Source organism: Rothia sp. HMSC061D12 (genome assembly GCF_001836735.1).
Lineage (GTDB): Bacteria > Actinomycetota > Actinomycetes > Actinomycetales > Micrococcaceae > Rothia.
In genome coordinates, this window is record NZ_KV830305.1 from 1266314 (window position 1) to 1288390 (window position 22077).

General features: G+C 57.5%; 16 protein-coding genes. 5 read left to right on the forward strand and 11 right to left on the reverse strand.

All coding sequences use genetic code 11. The features are described from left to right. Nucleotides 1–46: 46 nt before the first annotated feature. From HMPREF2682_RS04975 to HMPREF2682_RS04985, 4 genes are all read right to left on the reverse strand, one after another. A complete protein-coding gene (locus HMPREF2682_RS04975) occupies nt 47–736 on the reverse strand; it encodes a histidine phosphatase family protein (protein WP_070831911.1) in 690 nt (229 codons plus the stop codon). A gap of 158 nt (nt 737–894) precedes the next feature. Continuing rightward, on the reverse strand, nt 895–993 hold the full coding sequence (locus tag HMPREF2682_RS09270; RefSeq protein WP_005504750.1) for a 30S ribosomal protein bS22: 99 nt from the start codon (nt 991–993) through the stop codon (nt 895–897). Between the two features lie 263 nt (nt 994–1256). Then, the gene (locus tag HMPREF2682_RS04980) at nt 1257–3296 is read right to left on the reverse strand and encodes a FadR/GntR family transcriptional regulator (RefSeq protein ID WP_070831913.1); all 2040 of its coding nucleotides are present in this window, start codon (nt 3294–3296) and stop codon (nt 1257–1259) included. 95 nt (nt 3297–3391) lie between these two features. Continuing rightward, nucleotides 3392–4720, reverse strand: a complete 1329-nt coding sequence (locus tag HMPREF2682_RS04985; protein WP_070831916.1) for an ArsR/SmtB family transcription factor — start codon at nt 4718–4720, stop codon at nt 3392–3394. A 410-nt stretch (nt 4721–5130) separates the two neighbouring features. Between HMPREF2682_RS04985 and HMPREF2682_RS04990 the strand changes: the two genes are divergently transcribed. Beyond that, nucleotides 5131–6756, forward strand: coding sequence for a TrkH family potassium uptake protein (locus HMPREF2682_RS04990; protein WP_070831920.1), 1626 nt, complete (start codon nt 5131–5133; stop codon nt 6754–6756). Further along, on the forward strand, nt 6749–7411 hold the full coding sequence (locus HMPREF2682_RS04995; protein ID WP_005504725.1) for a potassium channel family protein: 663 nt from the start codon (nt 6749–6751) through the stop codon (nt 7409–7411). The genes HMPREF2682_RS04990 and HMPREF2682_RS04995 overlap by 8 nt, the downstream gene beginning before the upstream one ends. Before the next feature lie 141 nt (nt 7412–7552). Here HMPREF2682_RS04995 and proC read toward each other — a convergent pair whose 3' ends face one another. After that, a complete protein-coding gene (gene proC / locus HMPREF2682_RS05000) occupies nt 7553–8398 on the reverse strand; it encodes a pyrroline-5-carboxylate reductase (protein ID WP_049327496.1) in 846 nt (281 codons plus the stop codon). Between the two features lie 351 nt (nt 8399–8749). Between proC and HMPREF2682_RS05005 the strand changes: the two genes are divergently transcribed. Next, nucleotides 8750–10147 (forward strand): chloride channel protein, encoded by a 1398-nt coding sequence (locus HMPREF2682_RS05005; protein ID WP_070831923.1) that lies wholly within the window; start codon nt 8750–8752, stop codon nt 10145–10147. A 377-nt stretch (nt 10148–10524) separates the two neighbouring features. Here HMPREF2682_RS05005 and HMPREF2682_RS05010 read toward each other — a convergent pair whose 3' ends face one another. The 6 genes from HMPREF2682_RS05010 to HMPREF2682_RS05035 form a co-directional block, all read right to left on the reverse strand. Next, nucleotides 10525–11559 (reverse strand): hypothetical protein, encoded by a 1035-nt coding sequence (locus HMPREF2682_RS05010; RefSeq protein WP_070831926.1) that lies wholly within the window; start codon nt 11557–11559, stop codon nt 10525–10527. 81 nt (nt 11560–11640) lie between these two features. After that, a complete protein-coding gene (locus HMPREF2682_RS05015; RefSeq protein WP_070831929.1) occupies nt 11641–12189 on the reverse strand; it encodes a DUF6609 family protein in 549 nt (182 codons plus the stop codon). A gap of 576 nt (nt 12190–12765) precedes the next feature. Then, on the reverse strand, nt 12766–14298 hold the full coding sequence (locus HMPREF2682_RS05020; RefSeq protein WP_070831932.1) for a hypothetical protein: 1533 nt from the start codon (nt 14296–14298) through the stop codon (nt 12766–12768). Between the two features lie 170 nt (nt 14299–14468). Further along, on the reverse strand, nt 14469–15440 hold the full coding sequence (locus HMPREF2682_RS05025) for a Ppx/GppA family phosphatase (RefSeq protein ID WP_070831935.1): 972 nt from the start codon (nt 15438–15440) through the stop codon (nt 14469–14471). A 235-nt stretch (nt 15441–15675) separates the two neighbouring features. Next, nucleotides 15676–18492, reverse strand: coding sequence for a type I DNA topoisomerase (gene topA / locus HMPREF2682_RS05030; RefSeq protein WP_070831938.1), 2817 nt, complete (start codon nt 18490–18492; stop codon nt 15676–15678). Nucleotides 18493–18833: 341 nt separating this feature from the next. Continuing rightward, on the reverse strand, nt 18834–19292 hold the full coding sequence (locus HMPREF2682_RS05035) for a pyridoxamine 5'-phosphate oxidase family protein (protein ID WP_044145909.1): 459 nt from the start codon (nt 19290–19292) through the stop codon (nt 18834–18836). A gap of 144 nt (nt 19293–19436) precedes the next feature. On the opposite strand from HMPREF2682_RS05035, the gene HMPREF2682_RS05040 reads away from it, so the two are divergent. Further along, nucleotides 19437–21188: a DUF7059 domain-containing protein gene (locus HMPREF2682_RS05040; protein ID WP_246827253.1), complete on the forward strand. Its 1752-nt coding sequence runs from the start codon at nt 19437–19439 to the stop codon at nt 21186–21188. Nucleotides 21189–21190: 2 nt separating this feature from the next. Then, on the forward strand, nt 21191–21739 hold the full coding sequence (locus HMPREF2682_RS05045) for a pyrimidine dimer DNA glycosylase/endonuclease V (protein ID WP_070819346.1): 549 nt from the start codon (nt 21191–21193) through the stop codon (nt 21737–21739). Nucleotides 21740–22077 lie beyond the last annotated feature (338 nt).

The following is a 22077-nucleotide window of genomic DNA, read 5'->3' on the forward strand; positions in this document are numbered from 1 at the left end:
TCTTACTATGCCCAAAAACAGCTTCAGGAACTAGCTACCGGATGTTTTAGCTACCGGGCAGCTGAATCACGCCACCGTACAGCGGCGCAGCAGGTTCCGCATACCCCACAAAATGCGGCATCTCATGCTCAAAATCAGTGGTGCTAAACGCCAGAGTCGTAATCGACGCCAGGTTGCACTCACGGGCACGCGGGTCATGCTGCAGCATGCGGCCCTCAACGCCCAGGCGAGTAATCCAAATCGGCAGCTGGTGCGACACAATAATCGCCTCCGCACCCTCGCCGCCGCGCTCGTAGGCGGTACGCGCCGCATCCTGAACAGCTGCAGCCATACGGCGAATCTGATCCAGGTACGACTCACCCCAGGAGGGGCGCGCCGGGTTGTACAGCTTCGTCCAGTGACGCGGGTTCCTCAGCAGCTCCTGCGCGTTCACGTGCAGACCCTCAAAGTAGTTATCCGCCTCAATGACACGCTCATCCGGCTGCGCGGTCAGACCCAGCAGCTCCTCAACCGGGGCGGCAGACTCACGGGTACGCTGCAGCGGCGAGCAGACCAGATGCACGAAACGGGCGCCTCGCTCAGCACGAGCCGCGAACTCCTCGGCGCTCAGACGCACCATCTGCTGGCCCTTATCGGACAGACGGTAGCCGGGCAGACGGCCGTACACAATACGCTCGGGGTTGTGCACCTCGCCGTGACGCATGAGGTGAACTTTAATGGTGGAAGTTTCAGTCATAATCCCAGTCTCTCAGATAGCGCGCCGCACCCCAAACAGGTGACCCGCACATACCCTCTACAAATACAAAACCCGGCGTACAAAACCCAGCCCGCCAAAACTGCAGGAACGCAAAAACCCCGCCTCTCCATGCGGAGGGCGGGGCGAAAGAAGTCTATTTACTTCTTGTTGCGGCGCTGGTGGCGGGTCTTACGAAGCAGCTTGCGGTGCTTCTTCTTGGACATACGCTTGCGGCGCTTCTTGATAACGGAACCCATAGGATTTCCTCACTTTACTCGTACCCGGCCGAGCCATTCGACTCGGTAGCTACCCGGGGATATTTATACCGGTATAACCGATCCAAAACGCATTTTAGGCACAGAAATACCCTTGCGTTTTAGAGCGCTACCTACCTAGAGTACTAGGTTTACCCCCATTTTCACCATTCGAGAGCGGCTTTTCAGGAGTTTTTCCCTGAATTTCCGCTTTTCCCGCGGGGATATCGAGGATATCTCGGAGCGAAAACGGGGATTCGGTAGCCCTAACGGCGCTTCTTCTTCGACTTCTTCGAGCCCTTAGCGCGGCCATGAGACAGCACCGAACCGGAAGAAGCTACAGCAGCATCAGGAGTGCTCTCCTCAGCCGAGGAGGCGGCCTCTACCGATTCCTCAGCCGATTCCTGCGCAGGATCAGAAGCCTCAGCGGGTTCTTCAACCGGCTCTTCTACGGATACCTCTTCCTCAGCCGCCGCGTGCAACGCCTTCAGACGCTCAGCACGCTCAGCCTCGGCACGAGCCAGTGCCTCCTGATCAATAGCGGGCTGGGACTCGGGCTGGGGCTTCGTTTCAGCCTTCAGAACCTGCTCCTTCTCGGCGCTCTCCTGCGCTTCGTCATGCTCAGGCTCGTACACATCCACGCCGAAGAAACGCTTCATCTTCGAGAAGATGCCGCCGCGCTCCTGCACCGGCTCATCATGCGGAAGCTTCTCGTAGGTATCGTGGATGGTCGCAGCCGCTTCAAGACGGGTAGGCTCAGCCGGCTCAGCAGCGGGCGCCTCCTGGCGTGCAGGGGCACGCAGAACATTCTCAGCCGACTCAGACTCCGCAGGCGCCGCGGCAGTCACAACAGCCGCAGGATGCGCGGCACGGGCAGGCGCAGTCAGCACCTTGCTACGGTCCACCGGCTTAATGATGGTCGCACGCACCGGAGAAATAATCTGACCGCTACGACGACGCGGAGCCGCCGTGGAGGCACGCAGAACCTTCGCGGGGCCCTCAGCCTCTTCCTGCGCGTACGCGGCAGGGACGCTCGGCAGCTGACCGCTGGGGGTCTGGGAGCTGAGAGGCTGGGAAGCGAGAGTCTGGGAGCTAGCCGCTACAGAAGCAACCGGTGCCGCAGAAGCAACCGGGGTAACCTGCGATACCGAGGTGCTACGGCGCGGGGTGCCGAAGCTCAGCGGCACATCCGCGCTCACCGAATGAGCGGTAGGCTGCGCGGGAGCAGCAGGTGCGGGCTGAGCAACAGCGGGAATGGAACGTTCTACCTTGTCAGAGCCAGAAGCGTTAGAGCTAGAAAGAACCTCAGCAGGCTCATCAACCCGCTCCACAGGAGTCTCAGCAGCAGTCTCCTCAATGTAGACAATATCGCCCTCAGGCACCGTGTACTCCACGACAGAAGACGGAGCAGAAGCCTGAACAGGCTCAGCCGCAGGCTCCACAGAAGCGGGTGCCGCAACGGGTGCATCTGCGGCGGGCAGAGCCTCCGCATCAGCGAAAGACGGGTCATCCTGCATCAAATCATCAAAGTCATCAGCGGCAAACTCATCCACATCAACCGGCGCAAACTCAGAAGCAATCGGCTCGCCCGGCAGACCGTTCGCCGAGGTCGCCTCCTGCTCCAGGTCAATACCGGCATCGGAATACATGCCGCGCAGCTGACCAATCACCATGGCACGCGCAGTCGCAGCGTCGCCAGCCTTCAGCGCCTCCGCAATAGCGCGGCTCTCAGCACGCAGACGCTCCACAGCGCTACTCCACAGCGGCATACGACCCACCAGCGACAGCATCGACTCAAAGCTCGGCTGACGCACCGACGCGAGCAGACCCACCAGCAACTCATTACCACCGCAACGCATCACCTGGTGGTGGAACGTCAACAGAAGCTCCAGGAAGTCACGAATCGACAGGTCGAAATCTTCCATCTGCTCCAGGACCTCGTCCATCTCCGCGAAGGAGACGGTCTTCGGGTCAATACGCGCAATCGCCCAGCTTTCCAGCAGAATACGGGTCTGCACCAAGTCACGAGTCGGGTAACGCGAACTGGACATGTGCAGGCGCAGAGCGGCACTCGCGGCAGCGGCAGGCTCATCACTCAGGTGTACCAGCATTTCCTTGCCGCGGCCGTTGTACAGTTGCACCAGATCCATATCTTCCAGGGTGCGTAGAGCCTCGCGGGTGCGGGAACGACTCACACCAATAGCGCGCGCAATTTCGCTATCGCTGGGCAGGTCCTGGCCCAGCTGAATATTGCCCTCGAACAGTTCGTTCTCGAGCCAGCGCAGAATTTTACGATGAATAGCCACGTGAATGCGTCTTTCGGTCAAAAAGTGAGTGAGTGTGTGTTTTACAGAGAGTTAATGCCGGAAGTGATCGGCAGGGCAGACCCTAGCCGCCCGTTTTAGCGGCGGCGGCCACGCAGGAAGCCGAAGAGGCCACCGCGGTGGTTATCCTTCGCCTCAGCGCTGTTCGTCTCAGTGCTGGGGCGGTACACCGAATCGTAGGAGGGCATGGTCTGGTACTCGGGCTCCTCAGCGGAGGTTTCAGCCTTAGCAGGCTCACCCTCGACAGGCTCATCTTTGGTGAGCTCATCATTGGCAGGCTCGCCCTTAGCGAGCTCATCCTTTTCAGTAGCTTCTGCGGGCGAAGCTGCTTCCTCAGCAGAATCAGCCTTCACCGGCTCTTCTGCCGAGGCTTCATCCACTACGTTCTTCTCAATCACAGACTTTTCAGCTGCAGAATCCTCAGATGCAGATTCCTCAGCTGCAAAATCCTTGCCGGTTGCTTCTTCCGTGACGGATTCAGCGGGTGCAACAGGCTTCTCAACAGCAACCTTTTCGTCGGCGGCCTTTTCAAGCGCAACAGCCTCGGGGATCACAGCGATAGGCTGAATCGAACCACCCACAACCGCAGCGGGGTCGGTGCCATAAGACACTACAGCCGCAGGCTGAGGGAATACCACCGGCTTATGCGCTACGACAGGCTTAGCCTCAGTGGTCTTGGTGGTCTCAGCGGGCTTCACCTCAGCAGGTGCCGCAGGGGTAGCGGGCTGAGCGGGGGATGCCGACGCCGCGGGGGTCACCCCAGCGTCGTAACCGTAGGATGCGGGAGTGAAGGGGCGCATCGGGGTGCTATCCACTGTCTCTTCCTGCGAGATGGGCTCAGCAGCTCCTGCCTTCTCAGCAACAGGTTCGGAAGCGGCACTATCAGCAACCTGCTCCGCGGGGCGCGAGTAAATGCGCGCGCTGGGGGTCAGGTGCTGTGCGCGGGCGCGTTGAATGCGGGCCTGCTCGATTTCCTCGGAGGTGGGTGCCTCAACGGTGAGAGTTTCGGAGTCGGTCGCCTCGGGCTTCGGAGCACTCTTTTCGGAGGTCTTCTCGACCGGCTTCTCAGCTGCCGTCTTGTCGGAGGCAGATGCAGTCACGCCACCGGGCAGTGCCACGGGTGCGTGCGCCTCATTGGACTGGCGTGCAATCTGAACGGTCTCGTTAATCCACTCGGTCACAGTGGCGAATACATCCGGGTTCAGGGAGTAGAGGCGACGCTGCCCCTCCACGGTCACGGAGACCACATCTGCATCGCGAAGGACTTTCAGGTGCTTCGAAATGGTCGGCTGGCTCATGCCCAGCTTTTCAACCACTGCACCCACCGTGTGGGTTTGCTCAGCGAGAATACGCACAATTCGGCGGCGAGTCGGATCCGCGATGACAGAAAAAACATCAGAATGCATATAGCGATTATGACATATAAAGTGACGCCTCAAGCTTAGAATGAGGCTGATACGGAAATTACCTTCAAAAATTCTGAAAGACCGCTGAATGCTACCTCAATATGAAGCACTGAAGGGGAGAAAAGCATGAAGTGCCTATCACATCTCGTGGAGATTTCCTGTATCTCATCCTAGGCATATGCGAGCCACCCAGACCCTCAATACTTATATAGCTAATTCAGAATATATAGTTTTCGTGGCTCCACCCACAAAACCAACTATGCGTCTTCTCAAGGCTCACATATTTAGCCCCAAGCCACCACAACTACAACCCCCTCCGCACACATTAGGCGCGATACACTAGAAGGCGTCAAAACAGGCACATATCCGCCACCCAACACACCAACACCCAGACCAGCTGAAGGAGGCGCATGGGACGCATCATCCGCCGCACCCGGCGCCGACACCACCACCCCCAGGGCCAGCTCAACCGCCGCTGGGACACCCTCAGCGGCACCACATCCGAACCCCAAAAGCAGCAGGTTCACCGTAGTCGACGCGACCGTCTCGAGGCCGAAAACCTTAGCATCCTCACGAGTGTGCCCGGTATTGACCTCGATCGTCTGCTTGCCCTACGCGACCACGTGAGCGAAACCTCCGAGGTTCAGCGTAAGCGCGCCCCCATGGGGTTCAATCTGCAGACCCTCGAACGGTTCCGTGACTTTATTGACGTGACCGTTCTTGCCTCGCCTTCGCGCACCGCAATCACTGCGTTTCTGCTGGTCATCATCTTCTTTACGCTCACCTTGCTACTGCCCATCTCCTCCAATGATGGGCAGCCCGCGCCTTTCCACCACGCATTTTTTACCTCTACCAGCGCGGTGACCGTGACCGGCCTGACTACCGTCTCCACCGCCGAGCAGTGGTCCACCTTCGGTCAGGCAATGATTCTTGTGGCTTGTCAGGTCGGTGGTTTGGGCACTCTAACCATTACCTCCCTGCTGGCGCTGGCTATCGGCCGTAAGATGGGTCTGCGCACCAAGCTCATCGCACAGGAAGACCTGAACATCAGCCGTCTTGGCGAGGTCGGTGGCATCATCAAGAGCGTCTCCTATGCTTCGTTCTCCATCGAGGCAATCATTGCGCTTGTGCTGATTCCTCGTTTCCTGACCCTCGGCGAAGACCCGTTCCAAGCCATCTGGCACAGCATCTTCTACGCTATTTCAGCTTTCAACAATGCAGGCTTCACCCCGCACTCAGACGGCATCGTGCCCTACGGCCATGATCTCTTCCTACTCGTGCCCATCTGCATTGCCGTGTTCTTGGGCTCGCTCGGTTTCCCTGTTTTCATTGCGATTCAGCATCATCCTTTCCGCCCCCGCCACTGGTCGCTCACCGCGAAGCTGACCACCGTGACAACCCTGTTTTTCTTTGCTTTTGGCGCGTTCTTCTGGGGTCTCTTCGAGTGGAACAACCCCGCCACCATCGGCGACTACTCCGCAGGCGACAAGGTTCTGAACGCCATTTTTGCTTCTGTAATGATGCGTTCGGGCGGCTTCAATCTGGTCGATATGAGCAGCATTACCCCCGTCTCCACGCTCCTGACGGACATGCTCATGTTCATTGGCGGTGGCTCCGGCTCGACCGCGGGTGGCGTGAAGGTCACGACCATCGCCGTGATTGCCCTGTCTATCCTTGCTGAGGCGCGAGGCGATCAGAAGGTTGTCGCGTTCAACCGCACCATCCCCGAGTCCTCCCTGCGTATTGCTATCTCCGTGATTGTTATGGGTGCTACCGTGGTAGGTGTCGGCGCCGCGTCGATTCTGATTATTAGCGGCGCGGACCTCAAGGAAGTCATTTTCGAGGTCATCTCCGCCTTCGCGACCTGCGGCCTCTCGAATGGTCTCTCCTCCAGCCTGCCGCCGGCGGGTATCTACGTGCTCAGCGGCCTGATGCTCATTGGCCGTGTGGGCACCACAACCGCCGCGACCGGCCTGGCGCTGCGTTCACGCCGCCGCCTCTACAAGTTCCCCGAAGAAAGGCCCACCATTGGCTAGTGCACATAACGCCCCCGTCCTCGTGATTGGTCTGGGACGCTTCGGCTCCGCGGTGGCGGCCCAGCTGCGCCTGCAGAATAAAGAGGTTCTCGCCATCGAGAAGGACCCCGAGCTGGTGCAGAAGTGGTCCGGCGTGCTGACGCACGTGGTCTCCGCCGACGCGACCGATATCGACACCCTGCACCAGTTGGGCGCGGACGATTTCGGCTCCGCCGTGGTGGGTGTGGGCACCTCCGTGGAGGCATCCGTGCTGATTACCGCGAACCTCGTGGACATTGGTGTGGAGCGTATTTGGGCGAAGGCTATTACCCCCGCACACGGCAAGATTCTGGAGCGTATTGGCGCGCACCACGTGGTCTACCCGGAGGCGGACGCAGGCCGCCGCGCCGCGCACCTCGTCTCGGGTCGACTGCTGGACTACATTGAGTTTGATGACGACTTCGCGATTGCGAAGATGCGCCCGCCGAAGGAAACCCACGGCTTTACCCTCGCCGAGTCGGATATCCGCTCCAAGTACGGCGTGTCCGTGGTCGGTATTAAGTCCCCCGGTGAGGACTTCACCTACGCGGATGCAACCACCCGCATTCACTCGCGCGACATTCTGATCGTGTCCGGTCAGGTGGACCTGATTGAGCGTTTTGCGGCGCGGCCCTAAGCGCATTTTTCCTCGCTGCCTTGAGAAGCCCGCGATTAGACATAGAAAAACAGCCTCTTCCCGTTCTGCCGGGAGGAGGCTGTTTTTCTATAGTTTCAGCTAGTCAGGGGGATACTACCGGACGGTATTAGTCTCCGCTGGTTAGTCCTCGTCAGCGGTGTACAGCTGGCTCATTTCCGCCGAACGTGCCGCACAGGCGCGCATCGCGTCCTCGGTCAGCTGGAAGAGGCCACCGTCCACGAAGGTGTTCAGTGCACGCTCGGTGGTGCCGTTCGGGCTGGTCACGGCGCGGCGCAGGGCGGGTGCATCCGGGTTGGTGTCGAGCAGGAAGCCCGCACCGGCAACGGTTGCGCTGGCAAGCTTGAGGGCGGTGTCTGCGTCCAGGCCGAGCTTCTCACCTGCGGCTGCCATCGCCTCCGCAAGCAGGAACGCGTATGCCGGGCCGGAACCGGAGACGGCGGTGACCGCGTCCATCTGATCTTCGCGGACCTCAACAACCAGACCGACGGTGCCCAAGACCTCTTCGACGAGCTTCTTCTGCTCGTCCTTCACGGTGTCGGTGGTGGAGATGGCGAGCACGCCCTTGCCCACGGAAGAGGGGGTGTTCGGCATACAGCGAACAATGGGCTGACCTGCGGGAAGGCACTCGGCGAGGGTTTCGAGGGTCACGCCAGCAGCAACGGACACCACAACAGCATTCGGCGCGAGGGCAGGTGCGATATCGCGGGCAAGCTCAACGATGCCGTAGGGCTTCACGCCGAGCAGCACGACGTCTGCGTGGGCGGTTGCCTTGTGGTTGCCGTCAGCTTCGCCGCCGGTGGTGATGATTTCTACCTTGTCGCCGAGGCGCTGGGCGAGGGCGGCGCGAGATTCTTCGCTACGCACGGTAGCGCGGATGTGGGCGGGGTCGTGGCCTGCAGCGAGCAGACCTGCGGCGATAGAGCCGTTCATGGAGCCGGTGCCGAGAAAAGCAATAGTTGCGGTCATCGTTGATCCTTCCTAATGGGGTGCCTGCGCCGGGTGCCGGCAGGCGTGCCGCCCGTGTGTTCCGGGGGCTACTGTTCGGTGCGCGGCGGGCGCGTAGAGGCGTACCCTTCCAGCATAGCGGGTGCGGCTACGGGCATGTGACCTGGCTCGTGTTTCTTCCGCGTTTTCTGGGCGGCGGCTTCACCTCAGGCTCCGCGACCCAATGCGCGGGGCTCCGATTCTCACGTTCTGGCATGCCGGGGAGGGCGTAATTCTGCGGGCGTAGAATGAAAACAGCTTCACCCGCGGCAGTTTGTGCCGGGCATGAAGCCTTCAAACCACACAGCACGCAACACGCAAATCTCTTTTTCTATGTCTTCTCATACTGGTTCTTCCCCGAATAGCCCGCAGAATCCTGCGGGTTTCCGTTCTTTTTCGTTTCGCCTCCTGCTGGGGCTGACCCTTGCCGCGCTGGTCACGGGTGTGTTCAGCGGCTTGGGTGCGATTGCTCTGCATTATGTTCTGGACTTTATGCAGGAGCTAACTTTCGGTCAGTCTGAGGGGCATCACCCGATGGTGACTGACGGCGCCGATCCTGCGCGTCGTGCCCTGGTTTTGGCGGCGCTGGGCCCGTTTGTGGCGCTGGTCTGGTACTACCTGCAGTCCGGTGGGCGGCGTGTGGTCGACGTGAAGTCGCAGATTGCCGGTGCTACCGAGGAGGACCGTACCCCGTCGCTGTGGCGGCAGATCGCCCATTCGGTGATTCAGATTGTTGCGGTGGGTGCGGGCTCTCCTGTGGGTAAGGAAGTCGCGCCTCGTGAGCTGGGTGCTTTGGCGGCTGGCCGTACCTCGAATCTGCTGGAGCGTCTTGGTTTTGTGGGCGCTGATGGTGCCCCGCTGTTGGGTGTTCGTGAGCGTAGTCTGCTGGTGGCGGCGGGTGCGGCGTCTGGTTTGGCGGCGGTGTATCAGGTGCCGATTGGTGGCGTGGTGTATCTTGTGGAGGCGATGGCTGTTGGTCTGAGCCTGCGGTCGCTGTATGTGGGTGCGGTGACGGTGTGGACGGCGACGGTCACGGCGAATCTGGTGATTGTCAATGAGCCGACGTACCCGGTGCCGCAGCTTCCGTTGGATGCGACGATGCTGACGGTGGCTGCGCTGACGGGTATGGTGTTGACTCCGTTGGCGTTGGGTTTTAGGGCGTTGTCGCAGCGTGCGGAGAAGTTGAAGGCGAAGGACCGTTCTCTTCTGTGGCGTATTCCGGTGGCGTTTGCGCTGGTCGCGGTGGTTTCGCTGTGGCTTCCGGAGATTCTGGGTAATGGTCGTTTGCTGACTCAGCACACGTTTAATGTGTCGTTGGATGCGGCGGCGGACGACTTGACTGCGGCGGCGGCAGTGTATGTGTTGGCGTTGGCTGTTGCAAAGGCTGCCGTGGTGGTGTTGAGTCTGCGTTTCGGTTCGTATGGCGGTACGTTGACGCCGGGCTTGGCGTTGGGTGCGGCGGCCGCGTTTAGCGTTGCGGCGCTGGTACTGTGGGCGTTCCCGGGTTTGGGCGGGGTGCCGGGTGGTGCGTCGATGGTGTTGTATGCGGCGGCGTTGACGGGTACGGCGGCGTTTTTGGGCGTGTCGATGAATGCGCCGCTGTCTGCGCTGACTCTGTTGATTGGTTTTACGGGTCAGGGTGCGAGTGCGTGGCTGCCGATGGCGGTTGCGGTGGGCACGGCGGTGCTGACCCGCTGGGCGTGGATGAGGGCGTTCGGCACTAAGAAGTAGCTTTCAGAAATAGGGGCGGCCCCGGATGCGTGTGTGCATCCGGGGCCGCTCTGTTTTTTAGACCGAGGTTTTCGATAGGTTAGTGCCTTCGCCGTGGGTCTTTAACCCGCAGTGAAGACACTAACCTATCGACGAAAGGACTAAGTCATAACCCATAACCGGCTCTCATCTACCTGACACGGAGGGGGATTCGGTCATGGGTTACGGATTTGTGCCATAGGTTAGAGTCTTTGGTCGTAGTTAAAAACCATGGCAGAAGACGCTAACCTACGGCACAAATTTTGCACGATTTAAAGACACTCCCGCAGCCCCCCGATAAGGAAACTATCTTGATAACCTTATTTTCTCTTCGATACTAAAAACAGTTTTAAAAATTCTTATATAGCCCCCTGTTTCAAATCATCCTTCGCATCAACCCCAAATATCTCTGGCTTATATTTCCCGTAATAACCCCATTCTCCATGAATAAATTTAGAAAATAAACACAACACCCAATACGGAGAAGCAGCTATCAGCGACTTTATCAATAATGAGACATATTTAATATTCCAATAATCAGGGAGGCATACATATTCACTATAATCTCTATCCCATATTGAAACTCTCACTCTTCCAGCATTTCTACCATAGGTATTTACCATCGTTAAAAGGTTTTTAAGCTCCTTCTTGGACAGATAACCCTGGAGAACCTTAAGATACGAATACTCAGCAAGATTCTCAGAGCAAACATAATTTCGAAGCGAGCTGGGGATATAGACCAATAAACCAATTAAAAACAAAGCCAATATAACTTTAATAATGGTCAATAGATTAAAACTTCCAGATACATAACTAGAATTCACATCGCGATATACGGGCACAAAAACACTAGACAAGAGCTGAAGGAAAAATATTCCCTGTAGAATGAGCTCCACTACCACACCGCGCGCTGATTGAAATTTAGGGAAATATCCGGGGAGACTCAGATACTCGCCAACAATAAACCGCTCAGGAAGATTAAGTATCTTTTTCTGGGCATTTGTATCCGAACAGACGCTAAGAACTTTTCGCTCCCACACAGCTCGTTCAAGAGCAGCTTTTCGAGATGCTTCAATCTCCCTATATTCTTCAGAAGCTACAGAAAGCGCATCTACATTTCCAAACTTGACAAGCTCTTTATAACTCTCTGATACTTCGAGCCAGGCCTTATAACGAGTTAACTCAGGTGGCATCCCTTGTTTAGAGAGTTCCATCTGCTTAGTCTCCCTGCGGGCACTCAGTATAAGACTTAAAGCAGCAATGATTGCCGTTGCAATCGGTGCAATTGCAGAAATCAGCACCTTGCCGAGATCCTGGTCATGAGTCCAATGCCAGAGATAATCCCAACTGAATCCCTCAGCTAGCACCTGCGCTAACAGTAGTTGGTTCATCATCGGTGATTGTTCCTTTCCTAGCAGGCGGCCCCGGATACGGAAGTGTTTGGGGCCGCTTTTAGCATATCGACAAGCTGCGCCTTATATTTGCTTTGATGGCTTTGAAAGAAATAGTAGATAAATTCCGAACATGAGCTTAATTGCCGCATCAATATATGCAATTACCTCTAGTGGAACGTCAGCACAAACATATCCTACGAAAACATTAATGGCGCAGATAAGACCCAGGTATATCATTGACTTTCCATGCACAAAATAATAAGGGAAGAAATGCAGTGCGGTTGCCATCAGTGCCCCTAGCCAAATCAATCTCCAATTTTCAGTTGCGAAGAATGGGCCGCCCAGCAAAACCATTAAGACAAACAATAGAATAACGGCACGTGAAGATACTTTCTTTTGAAATTCGCTCGAAGGGCCATCGGCTAGTCTATTCAGCACCTTTTTATTCATGTTGATTGAGAAAAAGCTGACGACGTAGCCGATACTGAATACCTGCATGTTTATTATTTGTTTTCCTCCGGCCATGGTGGCTATTACTATAACTGCCGCCACCACAATTAGCCACAGCCCGCAGGCCCTCTTGTAATTAAATTCTAACTTTTCGTCTTTGTTATAGCCTAGAAAAGCCATCGATGCCTCCAATAGTCTCTCGTAAAATTATTTCTCTTGTTGCGCCACTACGTTTTATTGTGAAAAATTCTGCCATATATTAATATACTCCAACCCTTCTGTGCACTAATTACACCCTCTGAAATTGTATCAAAATGGCGATAAAATCCCCCTAAGAAACGAGGGGTCAGCCCCGGATGCGCGTGCATCCGGGGCCGTTCTTGTTTTACCGTGCTGCGCTGAAAGTTGTGCCATAGGTTAGCGTCTTTGGTCGTAGTTAAAAACCATGGCAGAAGACACTAAACCATGGCACAAATTCTGCGGGGGGGGTACGGCGGTGCTGACCCTCTGGGCGTGGACGCGGGTGTTCGACTCTAAGAAGTAGAGCATAGTTTGAGAGATATCAACGGATATAATCTCGAATTGATAGATGTGTGTTTCCCTAGAGTGAAAATCTAGGGAAACACACATCTATCAAATAACCCAATCCCAGGTAGTTGCTTTATACCAAAGAATCATCATCTTGCATGAGTTCTCTACATTTATATAGACTAACCAGAATTTTATAAATAGGATTTAAGAATATATCGGCAAACACTACTCTCTATTACCCATTTTAGATTTGTAATTAGAGTACACTTTTTCAATATCCAACATCATGTAATAAAAATACGGAATAAGTAAGTAATTTGGCTCCTTTAGAAATTCCCCCTTAGAGCCATTAATAAACTCAGCAAATTCCTTCTTTACACATTTTCTACTTCCATCTTCAATGAGCGACCTAAGGATACGCTTGATTTTACAAACAACATAATAGACCAAAACCGCAGACAGTAAATCAAGCGATCCAATCACAAGAGCTTCAGTCTTTTTAGAAGACCAATCACCGCCTGAGGTAAACACCTGACATATTAGATACACAGAAAATAAAGTTACCGGGATTGCCATTAGGATTCGCATAATCAACCCAATAAAAATATTTTCTCCATTGTAGCTAAAATATTCATGCGCCTTCTCACGCAGTGACATACTTTTCTTCCTAGAAGTGTATATCTCTTTATACAAGTAATTAATATTCGAAAAAAGAAGCGCCACCTCACCAACTAAGACAAAGGCAATTGGAATCCAACTTATTCCAATCGGATAACCTTCACCCCAAAAAATTAAGCCAACAAAATCAGTCAAGACAACCAGAAAGAGTAGAGTATAGACAAGTTTAATGATAGAAATATTCCATAAAATATCACTCATCTTCAGGTTGAATTTAAATCCCGAGTAAATGTAACGCGAGGAGAGAAGCGACGAACTCCTCTGAGAATTCCCAATAAAAACGTTTTTTAGCCCCTTCTTAAAGGGGTCACTTTCAGGAGATTCAAAAGATTTCTTGGCCAAATAGTATGAAAATAAGATACTTTCATCCCCTAAATTTGAAATTCGATTATACTTACGAATCTTTGAAACATTTCGAACCAAAATATCTTCCTCGTTATACGTCAACATCAACGCTGATGATATAGTAAACCAAGCAAAAAATATAAGTATCCATAGAGGCATCTCGCCATACCGAGATAAATCCATATTTTCAGGGACAATATTTCTACCCCAGTCAGGAGATTCTACTAGTGCCCTAAACGGAATTGACACAGATAGCCCACCTTGAAAATATCCCGCAAGTAAACCATGCCAAAAATTAACAACAAACACCGAGAAAATAATATAACCAACAAACTTTGCAAATTTTCTATACGCAGCTCGGCGTGCCGCTACAAATATCTCCCTAGATTCGTCAGCATATTTTCCAACACTTACATACAAACTTAAAAGGATACTAGCAATGGACACAATGACACTAACGCGTAGGTCAAAAAAATAGTAAGGGGCATTAAATACGGATGACACAATTTCCCAGGGTACTTTCCGAGCCTCACTCGGCGAAAACAAAGCTGGCGTCATAAAAACAAAAAAAGGCGACAGATAGATAATTGACACAATCAAAATCAACAAAAGAGGATTCACAAGAATGTTATCTGCTAATATCTTTTTCCGCTTTTCTTCATGCTCTTCGCCCCATTCACGATTTATATTATCAATAATTTTCTGAATCTTCCTAGATTCCTCTTCAGCGCCCATCTGCACTTCCTTTCCGACAACTTTGTTGGTGGATAAACTTCCTAGACAGCCGCGTTTTACATCGTTGTGTAACTGTCTGCGTTCAGATTATCACGAAACAATAAAGTACAACTTGAACCCCGCAAGCCGGTGCCCATTACACACCAGCCTGCGGGGTTCATCATCATGTTCTACTCACCCAGGAGGGTCTTCGGGTTGACCGGAGTACCCGTACCCTCCGCCAGGTGCTCAATACGCTTCAGGATCAGGCCCTCACGCAGCGCCCACGGGCACACACGCATCGTCTCAACCCCAAACGCCTCCATCGCCGCCTCCGCAGCGATAGCACCCGCCAGCATCTGCTCCGCACGCGCCTTCGAAACACCCGGCAAATCAGCACGCTCAGACACCGTCATCGCCTCCATGCGACGAGTCCACAAACGCAAATCCTGCAGATGCATCTCACGCTTCACATGCGGGCCCGCCGAATACGGCGCCGCACCACAAATACGCGCCAACGAACGGAACGTCTTCGACGTACCCACCGTCATATCCGGCGCACCATAACGCAGCAAATTCTCCGCCACCGGGGCGATCTGCTCACGCACATACTTACGCAGACGCTTCACCTGCTTCGGCTTTGGCGGCTGCTCATCAAAAAACTCACGCGTCAAACGGCCCGCGCCCAACGGCACGCTCATCGCCGCATCCGGCAACGCATTCGTACCCGTCGAAAACTCAAACGAGCCGCCACCAATATCAAAATCAAGGATGCGGCCCGCACCCCAGCCCTGCCAGCGGCGCACCGCAAAGTACGTAATCGCCGCCTCCTGATCACCCGAAATACCGTTCAGGCTCACACCGGTCTGCTCACGCACCTGATGCAGCACCGCCGCACCATTACCCGCCTCACGGATAGCGCTCGTGGAGAACGCCAGCAGGTCCTCCGCCTCATTCTCGATCGCGAAATCACGGGCGCTAGTCACGAAGCGGGTCAGCGCGTCCGCACCCTTCTGCGAAATATTGCCCTCAGCGTCGAGGTACTGCACGAGCTGCAGCGGAATCTTGTGCGACGCGTACGGTTCGGGGCGTGCTCCAGGGCTGCCGTCAATCAGTAGCAGGTGGACCGTATTCGACCCGACATCCATAACTCCCAGGCGCACGATGCGCTCCCCTCCCCCGCCCCGCGGCGGGATATTGTCTGTGTGCGGTACCGCAGGTGCGGCGCCTCTTCCAGTCTGTCAGAGGCGCGGCTCACTCCGCAAACAATCCGGGCGGATGCCCAACATCAGCACAGCACGGGTATAAAAACCTTCCTCGGGCATGCGAAAGGCGCAGGAGGCGCCCCTCCCCCACGCGGGGGTTTCGGGACGCATCCTGCGCCTTCAGGTAGAAGAGCTACTCAGCAGTCTTCTTCGCCGCAGTCTTACGAGTGGTCGTCTTCTTCGCGGTAGTAGACTTTGCGGTCGTCTTCTTAGCAGTAGTCTTCTTAGCCGTGGTGGTCTTCTTCGCGGCGGTCTTACGCTTGACCGGGCCCTTCGCGCGCTTGTCAGCGAGCAGCTGCACCGCACGCTCGTGGGTCAGCGACTCGACCGACTCAGCACGCGGAACCGTAATGTTCGTAATACCGTCGGTGATGTACGGGCCAAAGCGGCCGTCCTTCACCACGATCTTCTTCTCACTGACCGGGTCCACGCCCAGCTCAGCCAGCGGGGGCTTAGCCGCCGCACGACCGCGCTGCTTCGGCTGGGAGTAAATCTCCAGCGCCTGCTCCAGCGTAATCGTGAAGATCTCGTCCTCGCTACCAATCGAGCGGGAGTCCGTGCCCTTCTTCAGGTACGGGCCAAAGCGGCCGTTCTGCACGGTGATCTCCACGCCCTCAGCGTCGGTACCGAGCACGCGCGGCAGGCTCATCAGCTGCAGTGCCTGCTCCAGGGTCACGGTCGCCAGGTCCATGGACTTGAACAGGGACGCGGTGCGCGGCTTAGCGGGCTTCGGCTTCTTCTTCGGCTTGGGCTTGCCGTTCTTGTAGTATTCGGTCGGCTGCGCGTCCAGGTACGCCTGGATCTGCTCCTCGGTCATCTCTTCGATGACTTCGGTGACGTAGGGGCCGTAGCGGCCGTCGCGTGCCACAATCTGGTTGCCGGAGACCGGGTCCACACCGAGCACGCGGCCGTCGGACTTGCCCTGTTCGAGCAGTTCACGTGCCTTCGCTTCGGTCAGTTCGTCCGGTGCCAGGTCGGCGGGTACGTTCGCGCGAATCGGTTCGGTCAGTTCGCCGGTCTCGGTGTCGAGGGTACCTTCGGCTTCCAGGTAGGGGCCGAACTTGCCCACGCGCAGCACAATACCGTCCGCAATCGGGATGGAATTGATGCTGCGGGCGTCAATCTCGCCGAGGTTGTCGACGATGGGCTTCAGGCCGCGCTTGGAGCCGCCGCCGAAGTAGAACTCGCCCAGCCATTCGACGCGGGATTCTTCGCCGCGTGCGATGCGGTCGAGGTCTTCTTCCATCTGCGCGGTGAACTCGTAGTTCACGTAGGGGCCGAAGCTGGATTCGAGCAGGCGCACCACGGAGAACGCGATCCAGGACGGGATCAGCGAACCAGAACGAACGTTCACATATCCGCGGTCCATGATGGTCGAAATAACCGCCGCGTAGGTGGACGGGCGGCCAATGCCCAGCTCGTCCAAGGTCTTCACGAGGGACGCCTCGGTGTAGCGCGGAGGCGGCAGGGTCTCGTGGCCGGCGGGTTCAATCGCCTCTGCGGTCAGAGCCTCGCCGGTGGTCAGGTTCGGCAGGCGCTTCTCAGCGTCCTTCGCCTCACGCTCAGCCACGCGGGATGCGTCAACGCCCTCCTCGTAGGCGGCGAGGAAGCCGCGGAAGGTGATGACGGTACCGGATGCTGCGAACTCGGCGTCCTGGCCGTTAGATGCCACGGCGCCCAGGCGCACGGAGGCGGTGGAACCGGTCGCGTCAGCCATCTGGGAGGCGACGGTACGCTTCCAAATCAGCTCGTAGAGGCGGAACTCGTCGTTGGACAGGGAGCCGCGTACAGCGTCCGGGGTGCGGAAGGTGTCACCGGCGGGGCGGATTGCTTCGTGGGCTTCCTGCGCGTTCTTGCTCTTGGAGGTGTACACGCGCGGTGCGGAGGGCACGAACTCGGCGCCGTACAGCTCGGAGGCCTGGCGGCGAGCGGCCTTGACGGCCTGCTCGCTCAGCGCCACCGAGTCGGTACGCATGTAGGTGATGTAACCGTTTTCGTAGAGGCGCTGCGCCACCTGCATGGTCACGCGGGAGGAGAAACGCAGCTTACGTGCGGCTTCCTGCTGCAGGGTGGAGGTGGTGAACGGCGCTGCGGGGCGGCGCTTGTACGGCTTGGTCTCAACGGAGCGTACGGAGAACGCGGCGGACTGCAGGGCTGCGGCGAGCGCGCGGGCGGCTTCCTCGTTCAGGTGGGTGACCTTGGAGGTGTTGAGGGTGCCGTTGTCGGCGAAGTCCTTGCCGGTGGCGATGCGGTTGCCGTCTACGGCGACCAGCTTGGCGTCGAAGCCTTCGGAGGCTGCGGTCAGGAAGCGTCCGGTCAGGTCCCAGTAGTTGGCGGCGACGAATGCCATGCGTTCGCGTTCGCGCTCAACCACGAGGCGGGTTGCGACGGACTGCACGCGACCTGCGGAGAGGCCGCGGCCGACCTTGCGCCAGAGTACGGGGGAAATTTCGTAACCGTAGATGCGGTCGAGGATGCGGCGGGTTTCCTGTGCGTCGACCAGGTGCAGGTCGATGTCGCGCAGTTCGCCGAAGGCACGCTGAATGGCTTCCCGGGTGATTTCGGGGAAGGTCATGCGGTAGACGGGTACCTTGGGCTTGAGGACTTCCTTCAGGTGCCATGCGATGGCTTCACCTTCGCGGTCACCATCGGTTGCCAGGTAGAGCGCGTCTACTTCTTTGAGCTTGCGCTTGAGTTCGGCGACCTTTTTCTTTTTGTCGGGGTTGACCACGTAGTAGGGTTCGAAGTTCTCTTCAACGTTGACAGCGAACTTGCCGACGGGGCTCTTTTTGAGGTTTTCGGGCAGTTCGGAGGGCTGCGGAAGGTCGCGGATATGGCCCATGGACGAGTCGACAAGGTAGTCCTCGCCGAGGTAGCTGCTAATGGTTTTGACCTTGGAGGGAGACTCCACAATCAGCAGGGCTTTTCCGGTCTTTGCCTGAGCGGGCACGGCACTCCTCTATCTGTGTGTTGAAAAGCTACGTATTCAACCATAACCTACGCTGGCGCTTGTGGGCGCCGGCGGGGCGTGGTGTACGCGGGGTGAGGTGATCGGTGGGGGTGTAGTTTATGTTGGGTTGATGTGGTGCGCTCGGTGCGTTTCATGCGGCGAGCGCGCGGTGGCCCGGCACCGGGCGAGCTGGCACGGTTCTGGTTGATGAGGACCGGGCGTGTTGAGCTTGCACGAGTGCGCAGGGTACTCGGTACATCATACGGTACCGGAGCGGTGGTGTGTGCACGGGGTACATGGGGACGGGTGCTGGGGCGCACCGCACCCGCTCACCTGCGTTTCTAGCTGGTGAGGGTGTCAGAGTCGGGGTGGGTGCCGTCCAGGTATGCGGGCAGCAACGGGTATTCGCGGCCGTACACGGTCTGCGGCGCGATGCGCACCCACTGCATTTCGTGGGTTTCGGAGTCGGGCAGGTCGAAGGTGCGCACGATCTGCGGGGTCATTTCCGGCGGCAGCCAGTGGGCGATACCGACCACGATGACGGAGCGGATGCCGTCTTCGAGGGTTTCGTCGATTTCGAAGGCGACGCGGCGGCTGACCACCACGGAGGAGAACTTGTTGCCGCGGGTGGTGCGGATGTAGATTTCCTGCTTGTCGTCTTGGCTGGCGACGGCGTAGAGCACGGGCAGCACATCGACGTGCTGTCCGTCAGTGAGGATGAGGCGGCCGAGAGTGTTCGCGTGCAGACGCTCCCAGCACTTGTCGACGCTGATACTTTCATCGGGGTACAGGTTACTCATGGTTTCAGTGTATGCGATGGGGTGGGTGCTCTTGCGCAGATGACGGTTTTGGTCAGTGGGTGGGTCGGGGCTGTGTCATTGCGCTGCCGCCTATACGCTGTGGGCGCGCCCGGGCAGATGCGGCGGGTGCGTAGAATGGTGTGCATGACTATTTCTGCCGCCTCTTTCGCTCCCGAGTACGCCGCCGTTGCGGATGCTCCCCGCAGCGATGATTACGCCCGCCTGACCCGCATCCGTGAACGCCTGCTGGCGTTGAACTACAGCTATGACGCTGTGCAGGAGCTGCTCGGTGTTGAGGCGGCTGAGGCGATGGCTCGCGACCAAGTAGTTCCGGGCCTGTGGCGTGTGGAGCATATTCTGCGCGGTGATTACAGTGCAGGTGAGAAGAACCTGGCGCGTCTGCTGGCGTTTTTCCTGCTGGCTCGCCCACTCACCGAGGCTGAGGCAGCCGAGGTTTTCGGCGATACCCTGCAGGATTTCGCGGACGCCGCGCTGATTGAGCGCGACGCTGCGGATCCTACCCGCTGGTCCGCGAGCGTTGACCTGCGTCCGCACGCCGCCGATGACGGCACCGAAATCTTTGTTGCCGCCGATCTGGGTGCGCATCAGCGCCCCGGCGTGCTCCGTAAGGATCACGTGCTCGGCATTGGTCACGCCTCCCTGACTCTGGCGCAGATTACCGAACGCACCCCCGTCAAGCGTGCCCTGGATGTAGGCACCGGCTGCGGTATTCAGACCTTCCACCTGCTCGCCCACGCTGAGCACGTGACCGCCACCGACATTTCGGAGCGTGCCCTGGCGTTCACCCGTTTTAACCTGCTGCTGAACGCGCAGGCACTCAATATTGATCCGCAGAACCCGCAGGCGCGCGTGAGCCTGCGCATGGGTTCCCTGCTGGAACCGGTCGCCGGTGAGCTTTTCGACCTGGTGGTGTCGAACCCGCCGTTCGTGATTACCCCGCGCGTTGCCGGTGAGAGCGCCGAGGAGCAGTTCACCTACCGCGATGGCGGCCTGCCCGGTGACGAAATTGTGAGCACGATGGTGCGTTCGCTGCCGTCGGTGCTGGTGCCCGGTGGCCGCGCGCAGATGCTGGGCAACTGGGAAATTATTCGCGATTCGGCAGATCCGGACGCACCGCGCCCGTGGGATGAGCGTCCGCGTGCCTGGGTTGCCGACGGCGGCGCGGAGGCGTGGTTTATTCAGCGTGAGGCGCTGACCCCCGCCTCCTACGCGGAGACCTGGTTGAAGGATGCGAGCGAGAACCGCGACCGCAGCCACTACGAACAGACCTACGTGGCGTACCTGAACGACTTCGCTTCCCGGAACGTTCATTCTATTGGTTTCGGCATGATTTGGCTGCGCCGCCCGACCGAGGCGACCGCGGCAGGTGTAACCGAGCCCCTGCAGCGTTTCGAGGAGATCACCTACCCGATTCAGCAGCCCATCGCCCGCGCCCTCACCGAGTCCGTGCGCCGCTACGACCGCCTCGCCACCATGGACGATGAGGCGCTCCTAACCGCACACCTGGAGGTTGCCGAGGACGTCACCGAGGAACGCCACGGCCGCCCCGGCGCCGAGCATCCCAGCGTCATTTTGCTGCGTGCCGGTTCGGGTCTGTGCCGCACCCAGCTGCTCTCCACCGAGACGGCTGGCTTTGCGTCGGCGAGCGATGGTGAGCTTGCCGTGGGTCAGATCGTGGCGGCTCTTGCCATGCTGCTGTCCTGGCCCGAATACGACGAGGCTGCCGCCGCGGTGCGCGGTACGCAGGAGCAGCATCCGCGCGACACCCTGCTGCACGCGGTGCGCGAGCTGGTACTCAAGAGCTTCCTGCACTTTAGCGACGAGCACGCGGGCGCAACGTCGGCTGACGAGAGCACTGCCGAAGCGCAGGGCTAGGCGTGCGCATTTGGTCCCTTCACCCCTGTCTGCTCGATCGCCGCGCCCTGGTCGCCTGCTGGCGTGAAACCCTGCTGGCGCAGAAGGTTCTGCGGGGTCTGACTCGCGGGTACACGAACCATCCGCAGCTGATTCGTTTTCGCGCGCATCCGCAGCCGCTGGAGGCGGTTGCCGCCTACCTGTCCGGGCTGGTGGATGAGGCGGATGCCCGCGGCTACTCGTTCAACCGTGCACTGATTGGCGCGGGCGAACATGATGCAGGCAAAGATAGTACAAACGAAAATAGCGCAGGCAAAAACGACACCGATAAAAACTGCGCTGACAAGGCAGAAAACCCTTATGCTTCGGTCGCCCTGATTCCCGTTCCTTTGGGTCAGTTGGAGTACGAGCTCGCCTTTCTGCGGCACAAGGTGGCGGGGCGCGACCCCGAGTGGGAGCACCGGTTGAGCGAGCGCCTGGCGGCACGCGGCGAGCTGGCGGCGTGTGCGCATCCGCTCTTTGAGGTGGTTCCGGGCGCTATTGAGCCTTGGGAAAAGACGAAAGACTTTTAGACAGAGGGATTTCTAGACAGAAGGATTTCTAAGAACGTAAGCATAGTAATGCCCCGGCGAGAACCCTTGCGGGTGCCTGCCGGGGCATCGCTGTATGTGTGGCTCAAGCTGTAAGGAAACAAGCACCTCAGCGCGTTACAGAGCGCTGGAAACAGCTTGGCACGGGGTCATTACCCCAGGACCTTCACCTCAGGACCTTTACCTGGTGGCCAGCGCGGGCTTAATTTCCTTCACGATTGCCTCCAGCATCTTCAGGTTGAAGTCCACGCCCAGCTGCAGTCGACCCGCCGCAATGAGATCGGCCATGACGGCAAGTTCAGCCATGTAGAGCGGGTTTT

Coding starts and splice junctions, on each gene's coding strand:
- HMPREF2682_RS09270 (WP_005504750.1), bottom strand. CDS start 993: ATGGGTTCCGTTATCAAGAAGCGCCGCAAGCGTATGTCCAAGAAGAAG.
- HMPREF2682_RS05015 (WP_070831929.1), bottom strand. CDS start 12,189: ATGGCTTTTCTAGGCTATAACAAAGACGAAAAGTTAGAATTTAATTAC.
- proC (WP_049327496.1), bottom strand. CDS start 8,398: ATGACCGCAACTATTGCTTTTCTCGGCACCGGCTCCATGAACGGCTCT.
- HMPREF2682_RS05005 (WP_070831923.1), top strand. CDS start 8,750: ATGTCTTCTCATACTGGTTCTTCCCCGAATAGCCCGCAGAATCCTGCG.
- HMPREF2682_RS05040 (WP_246827253.1), top strand. CDS start 19,437: ATGACTATTTCTGCCGCCTCTTTCGCTCCCGAGTACGCCGCCGTTGCG.
- HMPREF2682_RS04975 (WP_070831911.1), bottom strand. CDS start 736: ATGACTGAAACTTCCACCATTAAAGTTCACCTCATGCGTCACGGCGAG.
- HMPREF2682_RS04990 (WP_070831920.1), top strand. CDS start 5,131: ATGGGACGCATCATCCGCCGCACCCGGCGCCGACACCACCACCCCCAG.
- HMPREF2682_RS05010 (WP_070831926.1), bottom strand. CDS start 11,559: ATGATGAACCAACTACTGTTAGCGCAGGTGCTAGCTGAGGGATTCAGT.
- HMPREF2682_RS05035 (WP_044145909.1), bottom strand. CDS start 19,292: ATGAGTAACCTGTACCCCGATGAAAGTATCAGCGTCGACAAGTGCTGG.
- HMPREF2682_RS04985 (WP_070831916.1), bottom strand. CDS start 4,720: ATGCATTCTGATGTTTTTTCTGTCATCGCGGATCCGACTCGCCGCCGA.
- HMPREF2682_RS05020 (WP_070831932.1), bottom strand. CDS start 14,298: ATGGGCGCTGAAGAGGAATCTAGGAAGATTCAGAAAATTATTGATAAT.